The organism is Pseudovibrio sp. Ad26 (assembly GCF_001623285.1).
Classification (GTDB): domain Bacteria; phylum Pseudomonadota; class Alphaproteobacteria; order Rhizobiales; family Stappiaceae; genus Pseudovibrio; species Pseudovibrio ascidiaceicola.
The window spans coordinates 21620-45940 of the sequence record NZ_LMCE01000043.1; the positions used below are offsets into that span (position 1 = coordinate 21620).

At 50.7% G+C, this 24321-nt stretch carries 20 protein-coding genes; 15 read left to right on the forward strand and 5 right to left on the reverse strand.

Annotated elements, in window-relative coordinates; all coding sequences use genetic code 11:
* Positions 1-77 precede the first annotated feature (77 nt).
* Positions 78-992 (reverse strand): glycosyltransferase family 2 protein, encoded by a 915-nt coding sequence (locus PsAD26_RS05935; RefSeq protein ID WP_063309667.1) that lies wholly within the window; start codon positions 990-992, stop codon positions 78-80.
* A gap of 376 nt (positions 993-1368) precedes the next feature.
* Here PsAD26_RS05935 and PsAD26_RS05940 point away from each other — a divergent pair, with 376 nt between their 5' ends.
* The 4 genes from PsAD26_RS05940 to PsAD26_RS05955 all read left to right on the forward strand — a co-directional run bounded on the left by PsAD26_RS05940 (position 1369) and on the right by PsAD26_RS05955 (position 5818).
* Entirely contained in the window at positions 1369-2532 is a 1164-nt protein-coding gene (locus tag PsAD26_RS05940; RefSeq protein ID WP_063309668.1) for an acetyl-CoA acetyltransferase, read from the forward strand.
* A 172-nt stretch (positions 2533-2704) separates the two neighbouring features.
* Positions 2705-4960, forward strand: coding sequence for a hypothetical protein (locus PsAD26_RS05945; protein WP_063309669.1), 2256 nt, complete (start codon positions 2705-2707; stop codon positions 4958-4960).
* Between the two features lie 125 nt (positions 4961-5085).
* Entirely contained in the window at positions 5086-5484 is a 399-nt protein-coding gene (locus PsAD26_RS05950; protein WP_063309670.1) for a RidA family protein, read from the forward strand.
* A 43-nt stretch (positions 5485-5527) separates the two neighbouring features.
* Positions 5528-5818 (forward strand): hypothetical protein, encoded by a 291-nt coding sequence (locus tag PsAD26_RS05955; RefSeq protein WP_063309671.1) that lies wholly within the window; start codon positions 5528-5530, stop codon positions 5816-5818.
* Positions 5819-5844: 26 nt separating this feature from the next.
* Here the strand turns inward: PsAD26_RS05955 and PsAD26_RS05960 are convergent, their stop codons facing one another.
* Positions 5845-6036, reverse strand: a complete 192-nt coding sequence (locus tag PsAD26_RS05960; protein ID WP_063309672.1) for a hypothetical protein — start codon at positions 6034-6036, stop codon at positions 5845-5847.
* A 97-nt stretch (positions 6037-6133) separates the two neighbouring features.
* On the opposite strand from PsAD26_RS05960, the gene PsAD26_RS05965 reads away from it, so the two are divergent.
* From PsAD26_RS05965 to PsAD26_RS05990, 6 genes are all read left to right on the forward strand, one after another.
* On the forward strand, positions 6134-7039 hold the full coding sequence (locus tag PsAD26_RS05965; protein ID WP_063309673.1) for a LysR substrate-binding domain-containing protein: 906 nt from the start codon (positions 6134-6136) through the stop codon (positions 7037-7039).
* Between the two features lie 427 nt (positions 7040-7466).
* Positions 7467-8936: a siroheme synthase CysG gene (gene cysG, locus PsAD26_RS05970; RefSeq protein WP_208985532.1), complete on the forward strand. Its 1470-nt coding sequence runs from the start codon at positions 7467-7469 to the stop codon at positions 8934-8936.
* Positions 8937-8947: 11 nt separating this feature from the next.
* Entirely contained in the window at positions 8948-9253 is a 306-nt protein-coding gene (locus tag PsAD26_RS05975) for a DUF2849 domain-containing protein (protein ID WP_063290794.1), read from the forward strand.
* Between the two features lie 24 nt (positions 9254-9277).
* Positions 9278-10933 (forward strand): nitrite/sulfite reductase, encoded by a 1656-nt coding sequence (locus PsAD26_RS05980; protein WP_063309675.1) that lies wholly within the window; start codon positions 9278-9280, stop codon positions 10931-10933.
* Complete coding sequence (locus tag PsAD26_RS05985) at positions 10923-11666, forward strand: phosphoadenylyl-sulfate reductase (protein WP_063309676.1); 744 nt, start codon at positions 10923-10925, stop codon at positions 11664-11666. Before PsAD26_RS05980 ends, PsAD26_RS05985 begins: the two co-directional genes overlap by 11 nt.
* Before the next feature lie 7 nt (positions 11667-11673).
* A complete protein-coding gene (locus tag PsAD26_RS05990) occupies positions 11674-12204 on the forward strand; it encodes a DUF934 domain-containing protein (RefSeq protein ID WP_063309677.1) in 531 nt (176 codons plus the stop codon).
* A gap of 59 nt (positions 12205-12263) precedes the next feature.
* Here the strand turns inward: PsAD26_RS05990 and PsAD26_RS05995 are convergent, their stop codons facing one another.
* Complete coding sequence (locus PsAD26_RS05995) at positions 12264-13472, reverse strand: hypothetical protein (protein WP_063286879.1); 1209 nt, start codon at positions 13470-13472, stop codon at positions 12264-12266.
* 249 nt (positions 13473-13721) lie between these two features.
* On the opposite strand from PsAD26_RS05995, the gene PsAD26_RS06000 reads away from it, so the two are divergent.
* From PsAD26_RS06000 to PsAD26_RS06010, 3 genes are all read left to right on the forward strand, one after another.
* The gene (locus PsAD26_RS06000) at positions 13722-15590 is read left to right on the forward strand and encodes an ABC transporter ATP-binding protein (protein WP_208985533.1); all 1869 of its coding nucleotides are present in this window, start codon (positions 13722-13724) and stop codon (positions 15588-15590) included.
* An 89-nt stretch (positions 15591-15679) separates the two neighbouring features.
* Positions 15680-17158, forward strand: a complete 1479-nt coding sequence (locus tag PsAD26_RS06005) for an aldehyde dehydrogenase family protein (protein WP_063309678.1) — start codon at positions 15680-15682, stop codon at positions 17156-17158.
* Between the two features lie 30 nt (positions 17159-17188).
* The gene (locus tag PsAD26_RS06010; protein ID WP_063309679.1) at positions 17189-17941 is read left to right on the forward strand and encodes an SDR family oxidoreductase; all 753 of its coding nucleotides are present in this window, start codon (positions 17189-17191) and stop codon (positions 17939-17941) included.
* Between the two features lie 21 nt (positions 17942-17962).
* Here the strand turns inward: PsAD26_RS06010 and PsAD26_RS06015 are convergent, their stop codons facing one another.
* Both PsAD26_RS06015 and PsAD26_RS06020 read right to left on the reverse strand, forming a co-directional pair.
* Positions 17963-19246, reverse strand: a complete 1284-nt coding sequence (locus tag PsAD26_RS06015) for a diguanylate cyclase (RefSeq protein ID WP_063309680.1) — start codon at positions 19244-19246, stop codon at positions 17963-17965.
* A 463-nt stretch (positions 19247-19709) separates the two neighbouring features.
* The gene (locus PsAD26_RS06020; protein WP_063309681.1) at positions 19710-21110 is read right to left on the reverse strand and encodes a glutamine synthetase family protein; all 1401 of its coding nucleotides are present in this window, start codon (positions 21108-21110) and stop codon (positions 19710-19712) included.
* 867 nt (positions 21111-21977) lie between these two features.
* Between PsAD26_RS06020 and PsAD26_RS06025 the strand changes: the two genes are divergently transcribed.
* On the forward strand, positions 21978-23069 hold the full coding sequence (locus tag PsAD26_RS06025; protein ID WP_063309682.1) for a polyamine ABC transporter substrate-binding protein: 1092 nt from the start codon (positions 21978-21980) through the stop codon (positions 23067-23069).
* A 74-nt stretch (positions 23070-23143) separates the two neighbouring features.
* Positions 23144-24313, forward strand: coding sequence for an ABC transporter ATP-binding protein (locus PsAD26_RS06030; protein WP_063309683.1), 1170 nt, complete (start codon positions 23144-23146; stop codon positions 24311-24313).
* The last annotated feature ends 8 nt before the right edge of the window (positions 24314-24321 follow it).

Consider the following 24321-nt stretch of genomic DNA (forward strand, 5'->3'; position numbering starts at 1 on the left):
AAGCCACCTATCTGCTTAAGCGTTTGTTGTGTTGCGTCGTTTCTTTGAAAAATCTGGGATACTGGGCGTAAGCTGGCTCAGGTCTTATCCTGCCGCACAGCAGCTGAACCCCTCTGAGATGCATGAGCTTGTTCCAGAAGATCTGCTTCAATGGATTTCGCGACCCGCAGATATCGCCCAACCGCGTAATTGGTTGAGGCAATTAGGCCCCACCAGCCATAACGGCAGTATCCGCGCACCAGATAGCCCTTCAGAAAGGCTGCGGGAAACTCATAGAGCAGCCGTGACTTTGGCATTTTGCGCCCCCGTCCACGCATCTCATGCACTTGCATGGTGGAGTAGCGGTTCATCTTCTCAAAGTGGAAGGCGACACTGGGAATACTGCGGTGGTCCATATGCCCTTTCAGCATACCCACCTTGGCATCGCTGGGTGGACGGACCGTGTCATGCACCGAGCTGGCAGAAAAACGGCCTACACTCCTGCGGTAAAGCCGGATTTGCTTATGAGAGTAAGCGTGTTTTGCAGCGGTCTTTTCGTGAGGCCACACATCGCAGATGTCCACCTCCCAAAAGTCGTTCTCCGCTAGAACGGAGGTCTGGAACAAGCCCAGTATCTCATCACGCAATGCAGGCGTAACCACCTCATCGGCATCAATGTTCAGGATCCAGTCATTCCGGCACTGGTCCTCGCCAAACCGTTTTTGCAAGCCATACCCGTTCCAGTCATTGTGCAGCACACGTGCCCCCATGCGCTGGGCGACGGTGACGGTTTGGTCCGTAGATCCGCTGTCAATCACAATGACCTCATCAGCCCAGTGAATGCAGCTGGCAATCGTCTGTCCAATACGGTCTTCCTCATTCATCGCGATGATGAAAACGGACATTGAAATGCGGGCCTCATCAGATCGCTCGTCAGCGGTTGGCCTTCCTTGCTGGGCTCGCTTTGCTGCAATGTCGATGATTTTGCTCTGGGTGGAGATATCGGGCCTCAAACTCTTGGATTATCCGCAATAATCTAGAGTTTACTCCCCCATACACATTCCGAAATTCGTTCAATATGAAGGACTGTTTTCACCCAATAGAAACCCATCAATATCAAATAAGGGGAGATGAATGAGAAAGTCATCGCACACCGCCAGTCTAACCTTGCTCACGCGGAGAAGGCTAACCAGCAACCATCACCCTGCTTGGGTGGAAATGACTGTCAGATCGACAAAACCTAGCATAAAGTCCCTCGGATAGCCCCGTTCACTACAACTTCCGTATGATTGCATCTCGCGCGCAGGGGTGAAACGATTTGCGCGCATTTGAGAGCCGGGTTTGAGGCGAGACTTTCGGCACCCACTTTAAATTCTTTGGGAGAAGAAAATGGCCGCAATTATTGGTTGGGCACACACACCGTTTGGCAAACTGGCAGATGAGACTGTAGAGACTCTAGTCACAAAAGTTGCCAAGCAAGCGATTGCCGATGCCGGTCTCGCCGCTGAAGACATTGATGAGATCGTTCTGGGTCACTTCAATGCAGGTTTCTCCAAGCAGGATTTCACAGCAAGCCTGGTGCTTCAGGCAGATGACAAACTGCGCTTCAAGCCAACTACCCGCGTTGAAAACGCATGTGCGACCGGCTCAGCTGCAGTGCATCAGGGCGTCAAATCCATCAAGGCAGGCGACGCCAAGTTCGTGCTCGTCGTTGGTGTTGAGCAGATGACCACCACGCCAGGTCGCGAAATCGGTGCGAACTTGCTCAAAGCTTCCTACCTTCCGGAAGATGGCGACACCCCGGCTGGTTTCGCAGGCGTCTTCGGCAAAATCGCTGGCATGTATTTCCAGAAGCATGGCGACCAGAGCGAAGCGCTGGCCCATATTGCTGCAAAGAACCACAAGAACGGCGTCGAAAACCCATATGCGCAGATGCGCAAGGATCTTGGCGTCGAGTTCTGCCTCAACGAGAGCGAGAAGAACCCGTTCGTGGCTGGCCCGCTGAAGCGTACAGACTGCTCGCTGGTCTCCGATGGTGCAGCAGCCATCGTCCTTACTGACACCACCACTGCACTCTCCGCGAAAAAGGCCGTTGCCTTCCGCGGCATGGGCCATGCGCAGGACTTCCTGCCAATGTCTAAGCGCGACATCCTCAAGTTCGAAGGCTGTACAGAAGCCTGGAAGCGCGCGCTCTCCATGGCCAACATTACCATCGAAGACCTGTCCTTCGTTGAAACTCACGACTGCTTCACCATCGCTGAGCTGATCGAATACGAAGCCATGGGTCTGGTACCAGAAGGTCAGGGCGCAAGAGCCATCCTGGAAGGCTGGACCCAGAAGGATGGCAAACTGCCGGTCAACCCATCTGGCGGTCTGAAGGCAAAAGGCCACCCGATCGGCGCAACCGGTGTTTCCATGCACGCCCTCACAGCCATGCAGCTCACAGGCACTGCTGGCGGCATTCAGGTTGAAGGCGCAGAACTCGGCGGCATCTTCAACATGGGCGGCGCAGCCGTTGCCAACTACGTCTCCGTACTTCAGCGCCTAAAATAAGTGCAGTGAAGCCAGATGATTAATCAGGAGAGCCCCGGTCTGCCGGGGCTTTTCTTTTGCATTGTGACCTTGCCGCTAGCCAATCGCTAACTAAGCCGCCAGACCACCATCATCACGCCAATGTGAACGTGGTAAACCTCTTGTATGACGCAAGGTCAGAAGAGGTGTGTCTATGCCGGGACAAGAGTCAGCCCCCAAATACGATGATTGGCTGAAAAAAGTCTATTCAGAGATGAACTGGAAGTTCCATGATCTCGTTGGTGGTGCCCGGAAGAAGCGCTCCACAAGCGTCACCAGCAAACCCTCTGAGGCAACGGCCGCCATCGGTCAGGAGACTGATGAAGATACCCCGGATTGGACCATTGATCCTGACATCGCAGATTATGTGGTTGCTGGCACACCGGCTGAAGAACGTAAAAAGCGCCCGCTGACTGCCGCTTTGAGTGATGCGGGTATCAGACCTACTGAAGGTTTCACGGAGCGGCTCAACTCCTACCAATCCCAAAAATCCCACTATGATGAAGACCCGTTGGGCGCAGCCTATGCAGACCCGGAGGCCGTCAAATGGGACCGACTGGTCAAAGGCACCTTAGGGGAGAGTGATACTAAAGCCCGGCAAATGGTGCTGATGCAGCACGAAATTGAGCTGAAAAAACAATCCCGCCAGCTCACCCGTGAAGCGTTTCAGGATCAGGCAACCGCGCCTGAGTTCAGAGCCTATCTCCGTCAGGCCAGTGATACACCCTCCAACCAGATGGAGACTGCTCAGCGCGAAACCATTATGTTCTTCAGCCAGAATATGAAGGTGTTGGGCAATGAGCTGGTGGCCACAACCAAAGAGTTGATGCAGGAAAAAGCCTTTGGCGACACCATGATGAAGACCCTGCACGAAGCCAAAGCGAATGCGGTGACGGATCGCGAAAAGAAACGACTGGCCGGGCTGGAAGAAGAAGCCATCGCCTATGGCACCGCCACCTCCAAACAAATGGCCTTCGCGCTCAATTGCACCAACTGCGTAGAAGTAGCAATCAGTCGGGGGGCTGAGGTCGAAGCAGCCGTTCTGCAACTGTCTGATGAGCGGCCCAAAGCTGTCTTCGCCTCCTCTGGGTTACAGCGCACAGCAGAAGAAATGGTGCACACCCACCTTGGCAAGAGCAACAACGTCAAGAAGACCCTTGCATGGGCAGAGACACAGCCATGGGCGCCGATGATGAAGGTCAACATTAAGAAGGAAGGACGTGAGTACTCCATCACTTCAGAACAGCGTACAGCGCCGGAAACGCAAGCAAACACGGGCGACCCGATGGTCGACAACCACGTGGACATGCCCCACAAAGCTGTAACCAAAACAGATCTGGCAAACACTCCGGAGCTGGTCTTCAATGGCCTTCGCTCAGGCCAGATGATGGCTTCCATGTCTCATCGCGAAACAGGAGAAAAAGGGCCGGATGACGTGCCATTCGTGGGCATACCCAGCGAGGCCTCCATGGCATGGGCCAAAACCCTGCTAACAGCGCAAAAGCAAGGCCAGGACATATCGGATCAACTGCCTGACTATATGGAAGTGAAGGAAGTCTGGTATCGCGAAAACCGCTCTGGCCTTAAAGGAAAACTCAAGCGCGGCAAGCCTGAAAAGAAAGTGCACGTGGTGACCTATAAGGATACCTCAGAGTCCGTTCAGGCAGCTCAAAAGCTTCGCACAGCACCAAAAAACATGGCCGGAGATTTGGCTGACCTTGCAGACAATATGGCTGACCTCAAAGCAGACCAGGCCCGCAAAGCTGAGAAACTGCAAGCACATAAAGCAGAGCTTGAGAAGTTCCTCAGTTCCAAAGGCGAGGGCTTGCTGGAAAGTTTTGGCGAAGCTCACGAAGCATTCGATGCTTTGCAGAAAAACATTCTTGATCAGGTTATTGCCAAAATGGGCAAGGGTACCAGCCTCAAGAACATCAAGAAGTGGGCAAGTAAACAGCCCTGGGCAATGATGTTTGAGATCGAGTTCAAGCCTGACCCAAATGGCAAGAAGAATCTCTACAATGTAGTCGTCAAAGAAAAAGAAGAGGAAGTAGAAGAGACTGACGGTGCATCGGAAGGTGGCCGTACAGAAACAGACGGCAGTTCAAAGGATCACGAAGCCTCGCTGACAGGTGCACTGGCAGCCCTGTCAAAGCCTGCGGTTCAAAAGGAATTGATCCTCAAATACACCGGTGAAAAGCACAATGGCGTACCTATCGTCGATAAGCCAAGTGATCTGGCAAAGAAATGGGCGGAAATGATCATGAAAGTCTACGGCTCCGGCGCCAAACTGCCTGCGTATCTGGTGCTTAGAGATGTGGTCTACAAATCTAAGTCCCGCAACCTGATCAGACGCGGCAACTACATTCCTTGTAAAGCCGTTGAGTTCATAGAATCCAAGTTTAAGCAATAGGCACTAGCATGTGACAATGCCATTTGGATTTGCGTCGCCCTCTGATAAGTTCAGGGGGCGTTTTAGGTTTGCATGTCTCTAAATGCAAACAACACTCCTTAGAGATGCGCCGTGAAAGGTATTTTATGGTCAAGCGTTTAGTGCTTCCGCATGAGTTTCAGTCTGTCTCAGAAGAGCTCAACATGTCACCAGCCATCTTCTCAGGAAACCACATCTTCTTGAGTGGCATGACAGGCGCGGATATGAGCGGCCTGATGCCGGAAGACCCTGAGGCCCAGTTCCGCAACACCTTCAAAAAAATCGAATGCATCCTCCATGAAGCGAATGTCGAGATGGATGCCATCGTCGAAATGACCAGCTACCATATAGGCTTGCGAGAGCACTTCGAGCTGTTCAACTCCATCCGCCTTGAGTTATTCTCCAAACCCTACCCAGCCTGGACCCCTGTTGAGGTCGCCGGCCTCCGCCGCGAAGGCGCCCTGGTAGAAGTCCGCGTCATCGTAAGCGCGCATTATGGTGGGTGATGCAGCTGTATGCTTGGTTTGGATTTGTTAGTCGGAGAATATCATGCAAGATGCCAATAACCTTCCTGACGGCCTCGAACGCGAGCTGCTGATCGTCCTGATGGAGGAATGTGCTGAAGTCCAACAGCAGGTTAGCAAGATTTTGCGTTTTGGAGTGAACGCGACAGGACCCGATCAAGAGAAAACCAACGCTGAGCTCTTAGCTGCGGAAGTTGGTGATCTTTCACATATGATCCAGAGATGTATTGAGATAGGCCTCTTTTCGGCTGAGGACATCGAAAAGGCTGCGGAAGCAAAGCGGGCCAAGCTAAATCGGTATCTAAGACATAAATAAGAATCATATGGCATCCTTATGTCGCTTTATCTGATAACTGGCCCTGACTCTAAGTTGACACCGATATCCTTTTGTAAATGTGCTGGCAGATCACGTGCATCCAAACGCTCACTCCCGCTTTTTATTGAAAAGAAAAAGTCTCCAAATAATTTTTTTAAGACATTGAAAGTATTAGGTAATGCTTTGGTTTTCTGAGTTTCTACGGTGAAATCTGCCATGCTTTTTCTCCTGCTGTTGTTGGGGAATTAATGCCGGAGGTTGCATTTGCAGTCCAATCGAATGTAGGGATCAAAGCATAAGGAGATTTTATTAATAATGCCGAATGGTCTACCTCCACTCAACGCTCTTCGCGCCTTCGAAGCCGCAGCGAGACATTCCAACTTCACCCGCGCTGCGGAAGAATTGGGAATGACGCAAGCAGCGGTGAGTTATCAGATAAAAGTGCTGGAAGATCGTACCGGTAAACCCTTGTTCAATCGGGTGGGAAGACAAGTTGTTTTAACGGATGCAGGTGCGCAACTTGCGGCAGTTGCAAGTGAGGCTTTTCAGTCTATTCGGACTGGCTTTTCGGCGGTGCAAGGAACGCAGGATGGGACACTGAAACTAAGTGTGGTTCCCACCTTTGCCATGAACTGGCTTTCGTTGCGTATTGGAGGGTTCCAGATGGCGAACCCCAAAATTGCTGTTCAATTGGAAGTCTCTGGCGATGTTGTCGACTTTGCATCCTCTGATATCGATATAGGAATCAGAAACAGCCCCAAAAAATGGCCTGGGTTATGTTCTTTTAAACTAGCCGAAGTTACATATACTCCCATGTTAAGTCCGAGGCTTGCTGACAGCATTGGCGGTGTAAACAAGCCCGAAGACCTGCTGAAACTTCCCATTATCGATACAGGAGATCCTTGGTGGAGAAACTGGTTTGAAGCAGCTGGCGTGAAAGACCCCGATTTTTCAAACCAACCCGTTTCCCAAATGGGCACGCAAACGGTTGATGGAAATATTGCAATTGCGGGGCATGGCGTCGCGATCCTGACACCGTTGTTTCATTCAAGTGCGTTGCGTGATGGCCTGCTTATTCAGCCTTTCCCGTTAAAGTGCACGGCTGAAAATCCAGTTTGGCTTGTTTACCGTGAAACGCAGAAAAACAACCGAAAAATAAAGCTGTTCCGAGACTGGATATTGAGTGAAATGGAAAAGGACAAGGCTGGCTATGCTGTCTGATCCTGTTTGGAAGACTTAATAGGATAGGCCGGGACAGATTTCATAGGCTTGGCACTCAGCGTAAAACGCGTGATAGCAGCTTGTGAAACACGAAGAACCAGATTCTTCAAAATGCGCGTTGTCCGAAACTGATAGGTTTTCATTTTTGCTGTTTGTTGTTCGAACGAGTAATAGCAATATGTAGATTTATTTTCTCAATCATAAAATGCAGCGGTAATTTTGAGGGCTTACGTGGCTCTATCTGCTGATAATGTAGAATGGTATTTCACATGCGCCGTTTTTTAGGTCAGCGTATCTTTCCTCCGTTCGAGCGCATGAAAAAAATCTTTTCTACGCAGTCATCCAGCTTTGGAATGCCATACCGAGCTTAGAGGAACTCCACTCTGTAAACTCGCTCCCAATGATCCCAAAACGCTTGGAGAGCGCAATGGCTTTGGTAGAGAGCTTCAACACACAACAGGACGAGAGCAATAAACTCGCTGTCTTTCCGACCTTTCACAAGGTTGAAGGCAAAATGGTTGTTGTTGTTGGTTGTGGTGATGAAGCTGCTGCGAAAGTGAGGCTTTTGGCGCAAACCAAAGCACATATCCGCGTTGTCAGCCATGAGCGCCCTAGCGCAGCTCTGGCTGAAGCCGTTGCCGATGCAGACGGTGTCTTCATGCTCAGCGCGTTCAACCCGGCTTACCTAGATGGCGCAGTCCTCGTGTTTGCTGCCACCGATGAAGAAGAGTCGGATCGCGAAATTGTGGAAGCAGCTCGTGAGAAGGGCATCCCGGTCAACGCGGTGGACCGTCCTGAGCTTTGTGATTTTTACACCGGTGCGATGGTCAATCGTGCACCTGTTGCCGTGGCGATCACCTCAACAGGCGTTGGCCCTGTTTATGCCCGCCACATCCGCGCACAGGTTGAAGCCTTGTTACCACGTGAAGCCGGTCAACTCGCAAGGTTGGCAGACAGCTTCCGTGCTACAGTTGGTAAGCTGATGCCTTCGGGAAGTGCGCGTCGTCGCTTTTGGGCTGAATTTTTTTCAGGGACTATAGCTGCGAACACTTTTGCTGGTGAGACACAAAAGGCTCTGACCGAAGCGCATCGCTTGCTGAACAGTGAGCAGGATCAGCGGGGATATGTCTGGCTCGTGGGCGCTGGCCCGGGCGCAGAAGACCTGCTGACCCTGCGCGCACAGCGTGTCCTGCAAGAAGCAGATGTCATTTTCTATGATGCATTGGTACCGGATGCCGTGGTTTCCATGGGGCGTCGCGATGCAACACGCATCAGCGTAGGAAAACGCAAAGGAACGCACAGTTCAACGCAAACGCAAATCAACCAGTTATTAGTCTCTGCTGCCAAGTCCGGCAAACGGGTTGTCCGCCTGAAAGCAGGGGACCCGATGGTGTTTGGCCGGGCTGGAGAAGAGATCGCCGCACTGCGTGAGCATGATGTGGATTTTGAGATTGTACCCGGTGTCACCGCTGCATTTGCTGCCGCCGCTAGTGCGCAAATTCCTTTGACATTACGAGGTGTTGCCTCCTCGCTGGTGTTTGCTACAGGGCATAACCAGCATGGAGATATCCTCCCGGACTGGGCGGATCTTGCTCTGAATGGAGCGACAACCGCTGTTTATATGGGGCGTACCGTTGCCGGAAAAGTTGCCAACCTTCTGGTGAAGTCAGGATTGGATTTATCCACCCCAGTCATGGCGATTGAAAACGCAGCCCAGACAAAAGAACGCAATTTTGCAGGCACCCTGCAAGACCTTTGTAATTTCGAGCAACACGACAGCGTCACCGGACCCACACTTATCATCATCGGTAAGGCAGTGGCCCACGCAGATCAGTCGCGTTCGCTCCCTCTAAGCCCAATTAAATATGCAAGTTTACCGGCTGTTGTCGCAGCCTAGGGAGAGACCCGATGAAAACTATTACCGCCAACAGACTGGTCGATGGTGATGTCGTCTGGCTCGGCCACAACGGAGAGTGGGTCGAGTTTGTTGAGGCAGCCTGGATCCTCAACACAGACGAAGACATGACCTCAGCTCTGGATTTCGCAAAAGCCGGTGAAGACAAGCAATACGTTCTCGGCACCTACGCGATTGATCTGGAACTGAAAGACGGCCACCTGCAGCCAAAGAGCCTGAAAGAGCGCATTCGCGCCCAAGGGCCAACCACTCGTCTCGACCTCGGCAAGCAAGCCGAACGCCACCTGCGTTCGGCCTAAGTCCTTTTAGATTCAGGAGTTTCCATGTACCGCTACGATGAATTTGATCGCGACTTTGTTAATCAGCGCGTGAGCCAGTTCGAAGATCAGGTCCGCCGCCGTATGTCTGGCGAGTTGACCGAAGACGAGTTCAAGCCACTCCGCCTGATGAATGGTCTTTACCTGCAGCTGCACGCTTACATGCTGCGCGTTGCCATCCCATACGGCACGCTCAACAGCAGTCAGATGCGTAAACTTGCCCATATTGCAAGGACTTACGACAGAGGCTACGGCCACTTCACAACGCGCCAGAACGTCCAGTTCAACTGGCCAAAGCTCTCTGATACGCCGCAGATTCTGCATGAACTTGCCGACGTCGAGATGCACGCCATCCAGACCTCCGGCAACTGTATCCGTAATGTCACCTCCGACCAGTTCGCAGGCGCAGCCGCAGACGAGTTCGCAGACCCACGCGTTTACGCCGAAATCCTGCGTCAATGGTCCTCTCTGCATCCGGAATTCCTGTTCCTGCCACGCAAGTTCAAGATTGCGATCACAGGTGCTGAACATGACCGTGCAGCCGTACAGGTCCATGACATCGGCCTGCAGCTGACCCGCAATGAAGATGGGGAAATCGGCTTTGTGGTCTTCGTGGGCGGCGGCTTGGGCCGTACGCCGATGGTTGGCCGTAAGGTACGGGATTTCCTACCAGAAAATGACTTGCTGGCATACAGCGAGGCGATCCTGCGTGTCTACAATCGTTATGGTCGCCGCGATAATAAGTACAAGGCTCGCATCAAGATCCTGGTTCACGAAACTGGTCTGGAAGAGCTGAAGCAGGACATTGAGACTGAGTTTGAGGCTACCAAAAACGGTATCCTCGACCTGCCAAATGAAGAAGTCGTTCGCATCAACGAATACTTCGCCCCGCCGTCTTTTGAAGCCCTGCCAAAGATCAGCACAGAGCTGGAAGCAGCCAAGCGCGAAGACCGTGATCTTGCCTTGTTCTCAAGCCGCAATCTGCATGCGCACAAAGCAGAAGGCTACACATCTGTCACCATCTCGCTGAAGCCAATTGGCGGAGCGCCGGGGGATGCGACCGCAGACCAGATGGATGTAATTGCTGATGTGGCAGAACGGTTTGGACATAATGAGCTGCGCGTCACACATGAGCAGAACCTCGTTCTGCCACACGTGAAGCTGCAAGATGTCCCCACTGTCTACAAGATCCTGAAGGCCAATGAGCTTGCAGATTCCAATGCAGGCCTGATCACCGACATGATCGCTTGCCCAGGCCTGGACTACTGTGCTCTGGCAAACGCACGCTCAATTCCGATTGCTCAGGAAATTTCCAAGCGGTTTGAAGAAGTTAAGCGTCAGAATGAGATCGGTGATCTGAAACTGAAAATCTCCGGCTGCATCAACGCCTGTGGTCACCACCACGTCGGCCACATCGGTATCCTGGGTGTAGACCGCAAAGGCGAAGAGCTTTATCAAATCACATTAGGAGGTTCTGCGGATCAGAACACCTCCATCGGCAAAATCATCGGTCGCGGCTTCCCGGAAGCAGAGATCACAGATGCTGTCGAAACCGTTGTCGATACCTATTTGGCGAACCGTCTGGATGAGGAAGAAAGCTTCATCGAAGCCTACCGCCGCTTGGGTGATCAGCCATTTAAGGACGCTCTTTATGGAGCATAGTCAATCACATAAGGCCTCCTTGGAGGCACAGGTGAAGCTGCTGAACCGGATGTATTCTGAGCGCGATGCTCAGGACATCCTGCAGCACGCGCTCACAGAGCAATTCTCTGGAGAGATTGCTCTGGTGTCCTCATTTGGCGCGGACAGCTCCGTGCTGCTTCACATGGTCTCTCAGATCGACGTGCGCACACCGGTCCTGTTTGTCGACACCGGCAAACTGTTCGGTGAAACAAAGCGCTATCGTGATGAACTGGTTGAACAGCTTGGGCTTTTAGACGTGCGTGTCATCACGCCTGAACCAGAAGATCTTGCAGAGAAAGACCCAAAAGGTGCTCTCTGGGCGTCTGATACGGACGGGTGCTGCCACATTCGTAAAGTGGTTCCGCTTGCTAAAGCGCTTGGTGGTTTCGAAGCTTGGATATCAGGCCGCAAACGCCATCAGGCTGACACTCGAGCCAGTCTGGAGCATTTTGAAGTCGAAGAAGGTCGCATCAAAGTGAACCCGCTGGCCAACTGGACGGCTGCCGAAGTCCTTCAATATGCAAAGGATAATGGCCTGCCACCACATCCACTGGTCGCGGAAGGGTACCCCTCAATCGGTTGCATGCCATGTACGGATAAGGTTGCTCCAGGCGAAGACCCGCGCTCAGGCCGCTGGCGGGGCCAGAACAAAACCGAATGCGGAATTCATTTCTCAAGTGCGTCCAAGGGCGGCGCAGCCCAAAGCATCTGAGGTTCAAATGACAACAGAACTCAAAAAGACCACTGAGATCTTCAAGAACGACAAGATCGTTGCCGATGACTGGGCCTACATCGCAGAGGATGATGCCCTGCCTGCTGAGGGGAAGTTCATCTTCTCTCTGGAGCGTTTTCTGTCAGAAGAACAACAGCTTAAGCAGACGAACCTGTCTTTAGGTGTTGTGCTTCGTGCTGGTGAGAAGGCTGAAAAGCTGGCTGATCATCTTGAGGCGCTGGAACTCATTGCAGTAGACTTCCCAAGCTTTGCAGATGGTCGGGGTTTCTCTGCTGCCCGCATCCTGAGAGATGGATTGCGCTACGGTGGCGAGATCCGTGCGGTTGGTCCGTTCATTCTCGATCAGATTGGCTTCATGCTCCGCGTCGGCATCAACAGTTTCGCGCTGGACAACCCACGTCTACGAGCTGATCTGGAGTCCGGCAACCTCAATGAGGTCACCGCCTACACGCAGCCAGTCTTTGCGCGAAAAGAAGCGCCCGCTGGTACGAGACCATGGGCGCGGCGTCCAATCTGATTTTAGAGCAAGATATTCAAGTTTAATGAGAAAAGGCGGGTCAAACACCCGCCTTTTTCTTATTCTGCTGGTTGAGCCTGTAGCTGGTTGGACGCTGAAAGCATCTTTCCGTTGAGCTTCAGGAACAGCCAGACTGTCGCGATCTGGATTACAATCAGCGGGGCGTACAGCGCGAAGTAGGCGATGGACATGGAACCAAGAACACCAAGCTTCACAAGACCCGCATTGATTACGAAATTACCGAAGACGAACAATGCAACACCAGGGCAAACCAGCGCGTAAGAACCTGGAGACTTGTCCGGACCAGCAATCCAGCGGTCATAGTAGCCAACCCGCTTCATGACTGCCCAGCCGATCAGACCAAACAGGATCTGGATTGCGAACAGGCTGATCAGGAAGACATAGATACCGCCAGCAGTTACCGGTGCATCGAAGTTATGTGCAAGGCTCATTTTGATGCGGTAGATTGCAATGCCAACAACGGTCAGGAATGGGATGATGATCCAGAGTGTTGGTGTGGTTTCACCCGCAGCCTTGTGTTCCATCATAGAACGGAAGCCGAGGATCAGTTTGATTGTCCCCATCACAATCGCTGCGCCGATGAACAGGGCACTACCAGCAATGCCGATTGCCGCAATCACCTTGGTTTGACTCATAGCTGCCGGAGCAGAGAAGCCAACGCCAATCATGGCAAATGCGAACACGGAGATCATCTGACCGAGGCTGTTGTTCTTTGCGCACTCATATCCACCCTCTGTCAGGACACGGGAGATGAAGTCCAGATAGATGCGGAAGCCCAACACTCCGATAGCTGCAAATGCCAGCAGGGAGAAGGGGAACAGGATTTCGCGAATGCTCCAAAGGCCAGGTACAAATACCGCACCCGCGATGAAGCTGACATTGACTGTCATGGCAAGAGCCAGCGGAATAGTCATCAATTGGCTTTCCGCGTTGGAATTTTTAAAGCCTTCAAAAACCTTGGTTTGTTTCCACTTTCCGTACTCGGAAAAATTCCAGAACAGCAAGCGAAAGTGCAAAACTGAGAAGAAGATAATACCAACCGCGGCCACAACAATCAGCGCCTGCATAGCGATGGAACCGTTGTTGAAGGCCTCAGTCAAAGAGGCAAAGTTAGCGATAGGAGATCCCTTATGTGGTGTCATCCACATCAGGTACATAAAGAAGCTAATTGCCAAGCCACCTGCACCAACGGCGGACAAAAAGTACAGAGGAGAATACCGCTCACCTAAATTAGAAAGATAACGCATTGGGCTAATCCTTTTTTAAAGTTGAAATTAGTATATTAGAAAATGCTAAAATAACAATACATAAAATTAGAAAAATCTAATGTAGAGATAATGTATTGAATTCAATAAGGTAAAATAAGCGTTGTGCTCGAACTTGCGCAAAATGACACAGTCTCGAGTTCAAATTTGAGTAGATGAATTCTTCTGGGTTTTCACAAGCCGAGTCGCGCGATAGTCTAAGTGTTCTCTTTTTGTCTCCCGGAGCAGATCGTGCTGAATGCGCTTTATCAGTGGGCAACCAATCATGTTGACCCATTTGCCAAAAATCATATGGAATGGGAGAGCAAAACGCATTTGCAACAACTGCGTTCTCTCGTGTTCATCTTTCCAAAGCACACTCTGGTTCTATTGCTGGTGGTGCTGGTCGAAACCATTCTGACTGTCTTCCTGCTGTCATTTGTTGGCTTCCTGATTGATCAGATGGAAGCGAGTGGACCAGAGCTGTTCTGGCAGCAGAATATGTGGCTGATTGTGACTGCTGCGGTCGCATTTCTTGTTGCAAAGCCAGTATTTTCAATTGCTTATGAAGTTCTGATTTCACTGACACTTCACGTTAATATTCTCACCTCATCGCGTGTCACGTTCTTTGATCGACTACTCAATCAGGACATGACGTTCTTTCAAAAGGAGTTTGCGGGAAACCTCGCCAGCAAAACCTTTGGAGGTGGGCGAGAAGTTGCAGAACTGTTCTGGGCGGGGATTGGGATTGTCATCCCAAACTTTTTCTTTGCAGGGTCGCTCCTAATCGCCTTGTCATGGCTGCATTGGTATCTTGGAGTAGTCATGCTTATCTGGATCGGATTGTTTGCTGTCCTTGCGTATATCCGCGTGCCAATCATTCGTGATGCTTCAAAAGAAGGAGCAGATATCGCGCATGCCGTGAATGGTTCTGTTGTTGACGTTTACTCCAACATTCAGACTGTGAAACTCTTTCAGGGTAATGATCGTGCGCTTGGCCATTTCACAAATCAGCTCAGAGGTTTCAAAGAAGCAATAGTTAGGTTTCGCTCCACAGTGGTTACATCGCGGATGCTTGTTGCACTCGTCGGAGCATGTGGTCTTGCTGCATTTACGGGCTTAAGTCTTGCGTTGTGGCATCAACAGGCAATCACAACGGGTGAAGTTGCAATCGTCCTTGGTTTTGCCATTCGCCTGGAAGGCAAACTGCTGGAAATATTTGCTCAGTTAACCGGCCTTTTCCGCTCATATGGCTCATTTAAATCCACCGCCAGAACCATGGAGCACTCGCTTGGTCTTGTTGACGATTCTGAGGCCAAGAACTTTCACTATGAGAAGGGTCTTATTGAGTTCAACAATGTCGACTTTGCCTACGGCCAGCAAACCGCGATTGTGAAAGGTCTGAAGTTCATCATCCAACCCGGTGAGAAGGTAGGTATCGTCGGTCACTCAGGTGCTGGCAAATCAACCGTCGTGAATCTGCTGCTGCGCATGTACGACGTTGAAGGTGGAGCTATCACCATTGATCATCAGGATCTGCGAAGTGTCACGCAGGAATCTCTGCGTGTAGAAATCGGGTTGGTGACACAGGACACCTCGTTGTTTCATAGGTCTATTTTCGACAACATCTCGCTTGGAAAAGATGATGTCGAGATGGAAGATGTTCGTGAAGCTGCCCGCCGAGCGCATGCGTTGGAGTTCATCGAGGCACTGGAAGACAACAAAGGCCGAAAAGGCTTTGAGGCATTCGTAGGCGAGCGTGGCATCAAACTATCCGGTGGGCAGCGCCAACGGATTGCATTGGCCCGTGTGTTCCTGAAAAATCCACCAATCCTGATACTGGATGAAGCAACCTCGGCGTTGGATACCAAGCTGGATGCGGATATTCAGGAGATCCTGAATGATGTGATGAAGGACAAAACCACCCTCGCTATTGCCCATCGCCTGACCACAGTTGCCAGAATGGACCGCCTGATCGTGATGGACAAAGGGCAGATTGTTGAAGCAGGAACGCATGCGGAATTACTGGCGAAAGACGGGATATATGCCGAATTGTGGCACAATCAGTTTTATGGAGTAAAGAGCTCAGCAACGGTTCTGACACCAACCGAACCCCATTGAAACTCCCCCAAGAAGAGAATTGCGCCGCCCTCTTACATGAACTAGCGTTTGGATGACCAGCACAAAGCTTATCATCCGAGGGGGGCGGAATGACAGAGTTTAGCGCAACACTCAATTCTCAGAATTTGAAAAAATACCAAACATTTATCAATGGCTTACAGTGTGATGCGTCCTCTGGAGAAACCATTGATATGATCTGCCCAAGCACGGGCTTGCCGTACGCAACGATTCCTCGGTGTACTGCATCTGATGTCGGTAAAGCGGTTTCTTCTGCAAGAACAGCACTCATCTCAAAGGAATGGGCCACACTATCTGCCGGGCAACGTGGAGAGCGTTTATTAAGGCTTGCGGAATTGATCTCTCAAAACCGGAATCATCTGGCAGAGCTTGAGGCACGTGACACCGGTAAACCCCTAAGCCAAGGCTACGGGGACATTGATGCTGCAATCCAGTACTTCCGGTTTTATGGTGGGGCGGCTGACAAAATCACAGGAGAGACGCTACCGATTGCAGTTGATTACCTCGCTATGACAGTTCGCGAGCCGCATGGTGTCGTTGCCTCGATCGTGCCATGGAATTACCCCATGCAAATCTTTGCGCGCGTTGCAGGAGCAGCGTTAGCCATGGGCAACACACTGGTCGTTAAACCCTCTGAATATGCCTGCTTATCTGTCATTGAGACTGCCAAACTTGCAGTAGAAGCTGGGTTTCCGGCTGGAACGCTCAACATCTTGACAGGCCTGGGAGAAGAGGCCGGAGCTGCGCTCTCTTATAATCCTGAAGTGGATTTCATCACCTTTACAGGATCGCCGGATATTGGTGCGATGATCCAGTCTGCCGCCGCGCGCAATCATATCGGATGTACATTGGAGCTTGGCGGTAAATCTCCGCAAATTATCTTCGAAGATGCTGACTTAAGCAAAGCGTTGCCTGTCATTCAGGACTGCATTTTGAAGAATGGCGGCCAAACCTGTTCTGCCGGATCTCGTGTTCTGGTGCATCAAAGTCGTTGGGAAGAGACAGTTGATACACTCAGATCCGCCTTCAGAAGTACTGTTTCAGGCCAATACAAGGACAATCGTGATCTCGGCCCATTGATTAACGCGAGCCAGCTCCGCCGTGTGAACGCCTTTTGCGAGCAGGCGGAAGCCGACGGTATTCCGCTCATCGGGGAGGGGACAATCGCGCCGGACGCGCCGACAGAAGGCTACTACACCACAGCAAAAGTTTACGGTCCGGTTCCAACAGATCACTCACTTGCACTGGACGAAGTTTTTGGCCCGGTTCTCTCTCTCATTCCATTTCGAACGGAAGAAGAAGCAATTCGCATTGCCAATGGCACTCCTTACGGGCTCGTGGCCGGCATTTGGACCAAAGACATCGCAAGAGCAACGCGTGTCGCCAAAGCCATCCGATCCGGTCAGGTCTTCGTAAACACCTACGGAGCAGGCGGCGGGGTTGAGCTGCCATTTGGCGGGGTTAAGAAATCTGGTCACGGCAGGGAAAAAGGCTTTGAAGCACTTAAAGAATTCTCTGTTCTGAAAACCATTGTTGTCAGTCACGCTTAAGGCGGACTTTCACACGCGGGGAGGAAAAGCGTGTCAGGACGATTGGAAGGAAAAACTGCAATAATCACTGGTGGTGCCGCTGGTTTCGGGGAAGGTATCGCTCGAAAGTATGCGCAAGAAGGCGCAACGGTCATCATCGCTGATCTCGATGGAATTGCAGCAAGAAATCTTGCTGATGCAATCGGTGACAACGCGCATGCCATTGAGACAGACGTCACCGTGCGTTCTGATGTGAAAGCCATGGTCGCTTACGCAATTGAGATAAGTGGGCGTTTGGATGTCGTCGTCAACAACGCTGGCTACACCCATCGCAATTGCCCAATGGAGCAGGTAGATGAAAATAACTTTGATCGTATTTTTGAAGTGAACGCCAAAGCCATCTACCTGACAACGCTTGAAGCTTTGCCTGAGTTGGAAAAACAGGGTGGCGGCGTCATCATCAACACCGCGTCTACAGCGGGCATCCGTCCGCGTCCCGGGCTCACTTGGTACAATGCCTCCAAAGGGTGGGTCATAACTGCAACCAAATCCATGGCCGTAGAGCTTGCTCCGCAAAACATCCGCGTCAACGCCTTGTGCCCAGTTGCTGGCGAAACCGGCATGTTGGCGCTCTTCATGGGCGAAGATACCCCAGAAAAGCGCCAGCAGTTTCGTGACAGCATTCCTCTGGGGCGCTTCTCCAAACCAGAAGACATTGCAAACGCAGCGCTCTGGCTTGCTTCAGATGAAGCCCAGTTTATCACGGGTGTTGCTTTGGAAGTCGATGGAGGAAGGACAATCTGACGGCTAAGGTGTGCCGTCAGACTACATGGCATCAAGAGTGGTTGCAGAAGACGTTACAATGCGGTTGCGGCCCGATTTCTTGGCTCTGTACAGGCAACGGTCCGCAACCCTCAGAGCGCTCGCCAGTGACTTCTCAGAGCCTGCTGAAAGACCGACACTGATCGTTGGTGCAAACGTATGCTCGTCGTTCCCGGGATCTGTGACCGGCATGGAACTTCTGAGCTCAGAAAGAAACTGCTTGGATGTTGGTTCATCAATATCGGGCAGTGCAACACAGAACTCATCTCCACCAATGCGAATGGCAACGCTTCGTGGTGGCAGGAGATCCGAAATGCGATGCGCGACAGAGATAATCAGGTTGTCTCCGGTTTCATGGCCAAACTTGTCATTGATCTGCTTAAAGCGATCAATATCGATCATGGCATATCGCATCTCCTTGCCAGCGAGCATCTGGTCTTTATGAAGTTTATCGACGACGTTGTAGAGATGGCGCCGGTTGAACAGGCCTGTCATTGGATCACGATGAGCCATTTCAGTCAGTTCACTTATGCGGTCCAACTGATTGAGGTTCTGCGAAACCCGCAGCATCAGTTCCTCAGGCGTGCAGGCTTTGTTCAGAAAGTCGTTAGCGCCGGATTTCAGGAACTTTGCGGTCAGGGCAGGGTCGTCTGTTGCCGATATCCCAATCACCGCCAATGTACTGAAACTATGCCTCCGGCGGATCCGCGTCATGACTTCAAAGCCAGTCGCTCCTGGCAGCAGGTGATCGATGATCAACAGCTTGATATCAGGGTTTTGCTTGAGTGTTTCCAACGCTTCTTCGCCGGAAGTTGCCGTGATCACCTGAAGGCAATAAAGCTGAAGCCGTTTCTTTAACAACGCCAATGCATGCGAGGAATCGTCCACGATCAATACTTTGGTGCTGAGGTTTCTGTCTACACGATTGACCAACTCGCCAAGGTACCCAAGACTGGCAGGGGAGTCCTTGAGAACATAATCAACGATCCCTTTCTTCAGGATGGATCGACGAGTGCCCTGATCAAAGCGCCCGGAGAATACAATTGTCGGCAGCCCTGCGTTGATGGTCAGATCCACGACCTCACCATCCGGCGCATCTGGCAGCGTCAGATCAACAAGAGCAAGGAACGGCTTTACCTTCCCTTCTTCCAATATAGCTTTAGCCTGAGCATACGTTTTCGCCGTCGTGACATGATAATGCCCCGCACGCTCAATCTCGCTTTCAGTAACGCGAGCAAAGAAATTGGCATCTTCAACGAGAAGAATGCTCTTTTTCTGATCTGGCATGTGATGTCCTCAAAAACCAGCAAATGCGATTAAAATTGCGTTCGCAACCTATTAACCGCCATCAATAGCCTCGAATATGGCTTGTAATAAACAATATTTGAAATGTATTTAAAATTAGACATAAAGTTGTGATAAAATTAAATAAAATCAAAAATTGCATGATAGACTAGGAATTCTGAAATTAAATACCCAGTAAATTCAAAAATATGTAAGTATAATTTCGCATAGCATCACATTTGTGTGATGTTTTAACGAAAATTAGATCCGTATATGTATTTGTAATTAGTTAAATTCGAAATATTAATCGGTTTAAATTCTATTTTGCAGAAGTATCTCTTAGGAACTTTGCTGTGATTGGTCCTAATGAATATTATGAAATTTTAAATTGCTGGGCCTAATTGGCTCAACTAAGGGGTGTGGTATCCACAGTTTCGCGTGAAAGTCACACCCCACCCGGTGGGAATCAGACGTTCATCAGCAGGTATTCTCGTTCCCAGGCGCTGATAACGGACATAAAGGTCTCGTACTCTTCAAGTTTGATGGCTCGATATGTGGCAACAAACTGTTCGCCAAAAATCTCCAGCAAATCATCGTCTGCTTCAAACTCATCAACGGCATGAAGCAATGTACGCGGGAGTTTGCTCATCACCTCACTGTTGTCGGTGTCTCTCGGCTTATCTGGCTCAATCCCTTTCTTGATACCCAAATATCCGGCGGCAAGGCTGGAAGCGATAACGAGATACGGATTGGCATCAGACCCCGGCACCCGGTTTTCTAACCGTCGCGCATCCGGTGACGAACTGGGAACACGAAGCCCCACAGTGCGGTTGTCGTAGCCCCAGAACAGGTTGGTTGGTGACCCGCTATCACGCGCGAAACGGCGGTAGGAGTTCACATAAGGCGCCATAATCGGCATTAAAGCGGGCATGTAACGCTGATGCCCACCAATAAAATGATAGAAGGCAGGCGTTGCCTCGTTCTCTGCACTGTTGAAGATGTTCTGTCCTGTCTCCCGGTCAAGGATAGACTGATGAATATGCATAGATGACCCTGGCTGAGAGGACATCGCCTTGGCCATGAAAGTGGCGTAAATGTTATGGCGCAGCGCGGCCTCGCGAATGGTGCGTTTGAACATAAACGCCTGATCCGCCAGCTCCAAAGGGTGGCCATGTCTCAAGTTGATTTCCATCTGAGCAGCACCCTCTTCGTGAATAAGGGTGTCGATCTCCAGTCCCTGAGCCTCAGAGAGATCATAGATGTCGTCAATCAACTCGTCGAACTCATTGAGAGCGGAGATTGAATAAGATTGCCTGCCAACTTCAGGGCGACCAGAGCGACCAACTGGAGGTTCCAGCGGATAATCGGGATCGGTATTGGGCTTAACCAGATAGAATTCCACCTCAGGGGCGATAATTGGTTGCCAGCCCTCAGCATCATAAAGCTCAAGAACGCGCTTTAGGACATTACGCGGAGCAATCGGGAAGGGCTTCCCATCCTTGGTGAAAGCATCATGCAGGAGCTGAGCTGTCGGGTCAGTCTCCCAAGGCACAATGGTCAGCGTTGAATAATCGGGCTTGAAATAAAGGTCGCCATCCGTCGGATTATATTGAAACCGATCATCATCCTCAGGGTAATCGCCAGAAATAGTCTGGGCGAAAATAGAGGAGGGCATTGTCAGCGTATTGCTGCTGAAAAACTTGTTTGCCGGCATCATCTTGCCGCGTGGTACCCCGGCAACGTCAGGTACAACACACTCAATATCTCCAATGTTCCGGGCTTGCAGCCAGGTGCGGGCTTCTTCAAGATTGCTCACACCACGCATATTGAGCGCCGCTTCATCATCCGGATTAATTTCAGAACTCATAGGACTTCCAATTGGGTTTGCTGCCAAGTGCTTTGGCAATCATTCACTCATGAAAAGTAATTCAGCTCTTTGTGGCTGCTAGAAGGTCCAGCTTGCTTCTGGTTGGAAAAGTAGTTTAGCAGAGGTCAGCTCAAGTCGTAAATTATGTTGTTTTGTGGAAGTTTAATTCCATCTCCTCTTCAATTATTTCGAATATGAATCTACGTCATATTCGCAGATAATTACATCACTTACTTAAGGTTATATTTGGGGGGTATACTAAACTATGGCATTGAGAACAGACTGCTTTCTCGTTTCCTGGCTGGTTGGAGGGAATCTGTAAGGCCTGATTATATGATGTGGTTTTTGCAGGCTTCCAACACAGCTAATGGCACTTCAGATAATCAGCCATCGATGTGACCAAAGTGATGAAGACGTTTTTAGGACTTTTGAGAATGGAGCTGGAATCACTGGTCTCAATAAAAACCTTTGATTCTAACAGACTGTCGCAAACTTAAGGTTTGCGATGCCCCGAGATGCATCTACGCAACCAAAGAAATTTTGGGCCGACGCTGCTAAGTGTTCCCTAGAGAACTTATCGAAATTCTGTATAAAACCACCGCATTTCCTCTAAAAATGCGGCGTTTAACCAACCGCCTCTAGACACAGGTTGAGGCCGCTCAGTAGAAATCCTGATAGTGTTGAGAGGACAGACGAGCTGGATGGATGAGTCTCTCAAAGAACCTATGGCATTCCTGTAAAATATTGGGTTGGAATGTAGGCCGAAATTAATCTGCCACCAGAAGGATATACCATGGCGGCTGTATGCAGAGGTTCGCTTCGTAAAGGTGCTTTGAGCCCCTGTATTTGAGATTGGAGTATTTGAGAATGAAAACTGTAATTATGCTATCAGGAGCAGCAGCGCTGGCTCTCTCTCTGTCTGCCGCCAACGCTAAGGATCGCATTGTAAATATCTACAATTGGTCCGACTATGTTGATGCACAGGTTCTCAAAGACTTCGAGAAGGAAACAGGTATCACGGTGAACTATGATACCTTTGATTCTAATGAGGTTTTAGAAACAAAGCTACTGACTGGTAAAACTGGTTACGACGTCGTTGTTCCAAGTGCCACCTTTCTGCAGCGTCAGATTCAGGCTGGCGTCTATCAAAAGCTCGATAAAGACAAACTTTCAAATCTCAAGCACATGGATCCGCTTCTGCAAGAGCGTATTAAAGTGTTCGATCCAGGCAATGAGTTCTCCGTCAACTATATGTGGGGCACCTCTGGCTATGGGGTAAACGAGGAAAAGGTGCGTGCACTCAATCCAGATGCTCCGATTGGCAGTTGGGATTTATTGTTTGACGTTGAAGAGCTCTCAAAAATCGCGGGATGTGGTGTATATGTGATGGACGAGCCGGATGAAATGTTCCCGGCTGCGCTGCATTATCTCGGTCTCAATCCCGACTCCAACAGCCCGAAAGATATTCGAGCGGCTGGCGAACTTCTGGAAACGATCCGCCCTTACATTCGTAAATTTCACAATTCTGAATTCGTAAACGGCCTTGCCAACGGCGACATCTGCTTGGCATACGGCTGGTCTGGTGATGTATTGCAGGCAGCGGATCGTGCTGCAGAGGCTGATAAGGGTGTAGAAGTCACCTACATCCTGCCGAATGAAGGCGCACAGATGTGGTTCGATCAGATCGCAGTTCCAGCTGATGCAGAACACGTTGAAGAAGCACACGAGTTCATCAACTACCTGATGCGCCCGGAAGTGATCGCGAAAATGTCGGATTATGTTTACTACGCCAACGGCAACAAAGATGCGACAGTTCTGGTGGATGAAGAAGTGACTTCAAATCCAAACATCTACCCGACAGATGAGGTGAAGCAGCGCCTTTACACCATCGGAGCCAAGCCGCTTAAAGCTCAACGCTTGATGAACCGCACCTTCACAACTGTCAAAACCGGTCACTAAAAACTATGGGCCTGCGAGCGTAGGATTGCTCAATAACATGCAATCCTACCTTAAACAGTTGACCACGCAGGCCGCTGAAAAGGATTGGAGTATTGGCGAAAAAACCGCTTGGCCCCGTACGTCGTGCATTTTCACCTTGGGACGACCCGAGCGAGCAGCCTTTTATTGAATTTCGGAATATTACCAAGCGTTTTGGCAATTTTGTCGCTGTTGATAATCTTTCTCTCAAAATCTACAAGCGTGAATTCCATGCCCTGCTGGGTGGGTCTGGATGCGGTAAAACCACTTTGATGAGAATGCTTGCAGGGTTTGAGGCTCCATCTGAAGGTCAGATCTTTCTGGAAGGGCGAGATCTCGCTGGCGTGCCACCATATAAACGCCTGGTCAATATGATGTTCCAATCCTACGCGCTCTTCCCGCACATGAACGTCGAAAAGAACATCGCCTTTGGCTTGGAAATGGATGGCTTGCCTTCCAAAGAAATCAAAAGCCGTGTGATGGAGATGCTTAGCTTGGTCAAGCTGGAAGGATTTGCCAAACGCAAGCCGCACCAGTTGTCCGGTGGTCAACGTCAACGCGTTGCACTCGCTAGATCCCTCGCCAAACGCCCCAAAGTGCTCCTTCTCGATGAACCTCTTGCTGCGCTCGATAAGAAGCTTCGTGAAGAAACCCAGCTGGAATTGATCAACCTGCAAGAACAACTGCGGATGACGTTCCTGATTGTAACCCATGATCAGGAAGAGGCCATGACCGTGGCAGACCGCATTTCGGTTATGGATAAGGGCAAGATCCTTCAGAATGCGACACCGGGAGAAATCTACGAGCAACCCAATTCCCGATTTGTGGCGGAATTCATTGGTGATATCAACGTTCTGGACGGGCAAGTCACCAATAAAGAACTTGAGGACGTCAAGATGTTCTCATCCGTTCTGGGTAGCCATTTGGACGTGTGCTATCCAACCGCTGCAAACGTCGGCGATCATGCCGCTCTGGCCATACGCCCGGAAAAGATGCGTATCTCCTTTGATAAACCAGAACGCCTGGGCACCAATGCCATTCAAGGAGAAGTCTGGGATATCGCCTACATGGGAGACGTGTCCATCTATCATATTAAAGTGGCAGAGACAGAGACGCTGCGGGCGATTGTCGCCAATACAGCACGACTGGTTGAAAGACCGATCACTTGGGAAGATCAGGTCTGGCTGTCATGGGACAGCGATGCCGGCGTGATCTTGACACGATGAGAGGTGGT

Bases quoted from the DNA above. Each gene is read 5' to 3' on its own strand.
- PsAD26_RS05945 (WP_063309669.1), top strand. From the start codon at position 2,705: ATGCCGGGACAAGAGTCAGCCCCCAAATACGATGATTGGCTGAAAAAA.
- PsAD26_RS05960 (WP_063309672.1), bottom strand. From the start codon at position 6,036: ATGGCAGATTTCACCGTAGAAACTCAGAAAACCAAAGCATTACCTAAT.
- cysG (WP_208985532.1), top strand. From the start codon at position 7,467: ATGGCTTTGGTAGAGAGCTTCAACACACAACAGGACGAGAGCAATAAA.
- PsAD26_RS05975 (WP_063290794.1), top strand. From the start codon at position 8,948: ATGAAAACTATTACCGCCAACAGACTGGTCGATGGTGATGTCGTCTGG.
- PsAD26_RS05990 (WP_063309677.1), top strand. From the start codon at position 11,674: ATGACAACAGAACTCAAAAAGACCACTGAGATCTTCAAGAACGACAAG.
- PsAD26_RS05950 (WP_063309670.1), top strand. From the start codon at position 5,086: ATGGTCAAGCGTTTAGTGCTTCCGCATGAGTTTCAGTCTGTCTCAGAA.
- PsAD26_RS05940 (WP_063309668.1), top strand. From the start codon at position 1,369: ATGGCCGCAATTATTGGTTGGGCACACACACCGTTTGGCAAACTGGCA.
- PsAD26_RS06025 (WP_063309682.1), top strand. From the start codon at position 21,978: ATGAAAACTGTAATTATGCTATCAGGAGCAGCAGCGCTGGCTCTCTCT.
- PsAD26_RS05985 (WP_063309676.1), top strand. From the start codon at position 10,923: ATGGAGCATAGTCAATCACATAAGGCCTCCTTGGAGGCACAGGTGAAG.
- PsAD26_RS06020 (WP_063309681.1), bottom strand. From the start codon at position 21,110: ATGAGTTCTGAAATTAATCCGGATGATGAAGCGGCGCTCAATATGCGT.
- PsAD26_RS06015 (WP_063309680.1), bottom strand. From the start codon at position 19,246: ATGCCAGATCAGAAAAAGAGCATTCTTCTCGTTGAAGATGCCAATTTC.
- PsAD26_RS05995 (WP_063286879.1), bottom strand. From the start codon at position 13,472: ATGCGTTATCTTTCTAATTTAGGTGAGCGGTATTCTCCTCTGTACTTT.
- PsAD26_RS06005 (WP_063309678.1), top strand. From the start codon at position 15,680: ATGACAGAGTTTAGCGCAACACTCAATTCTCAGAATTTGAAAAAATAC.
- PsAD26_RS05955 (WP_063309671.1), top strand. From the start codon at position 5,528: ATGCAAGATGCCAATAACCTTCCTGACGGCCTCGAACGCGAGCTGCTG.
- PsAD26_RS05965 (WP_063309673.1), top strand. From the start codon at position 6,134: ATGCCGAATGGTCTACCTCCACTCAACGCTCTTCGCGCCTTCGAAGCC.
- PsAD26_RS05980 (WP_063309675.1), top strand. From the start codon at position 9,278: ATGTACCGCTACGATGAATTTGATCGCGACTTTGTTAATCAGCGCGTG.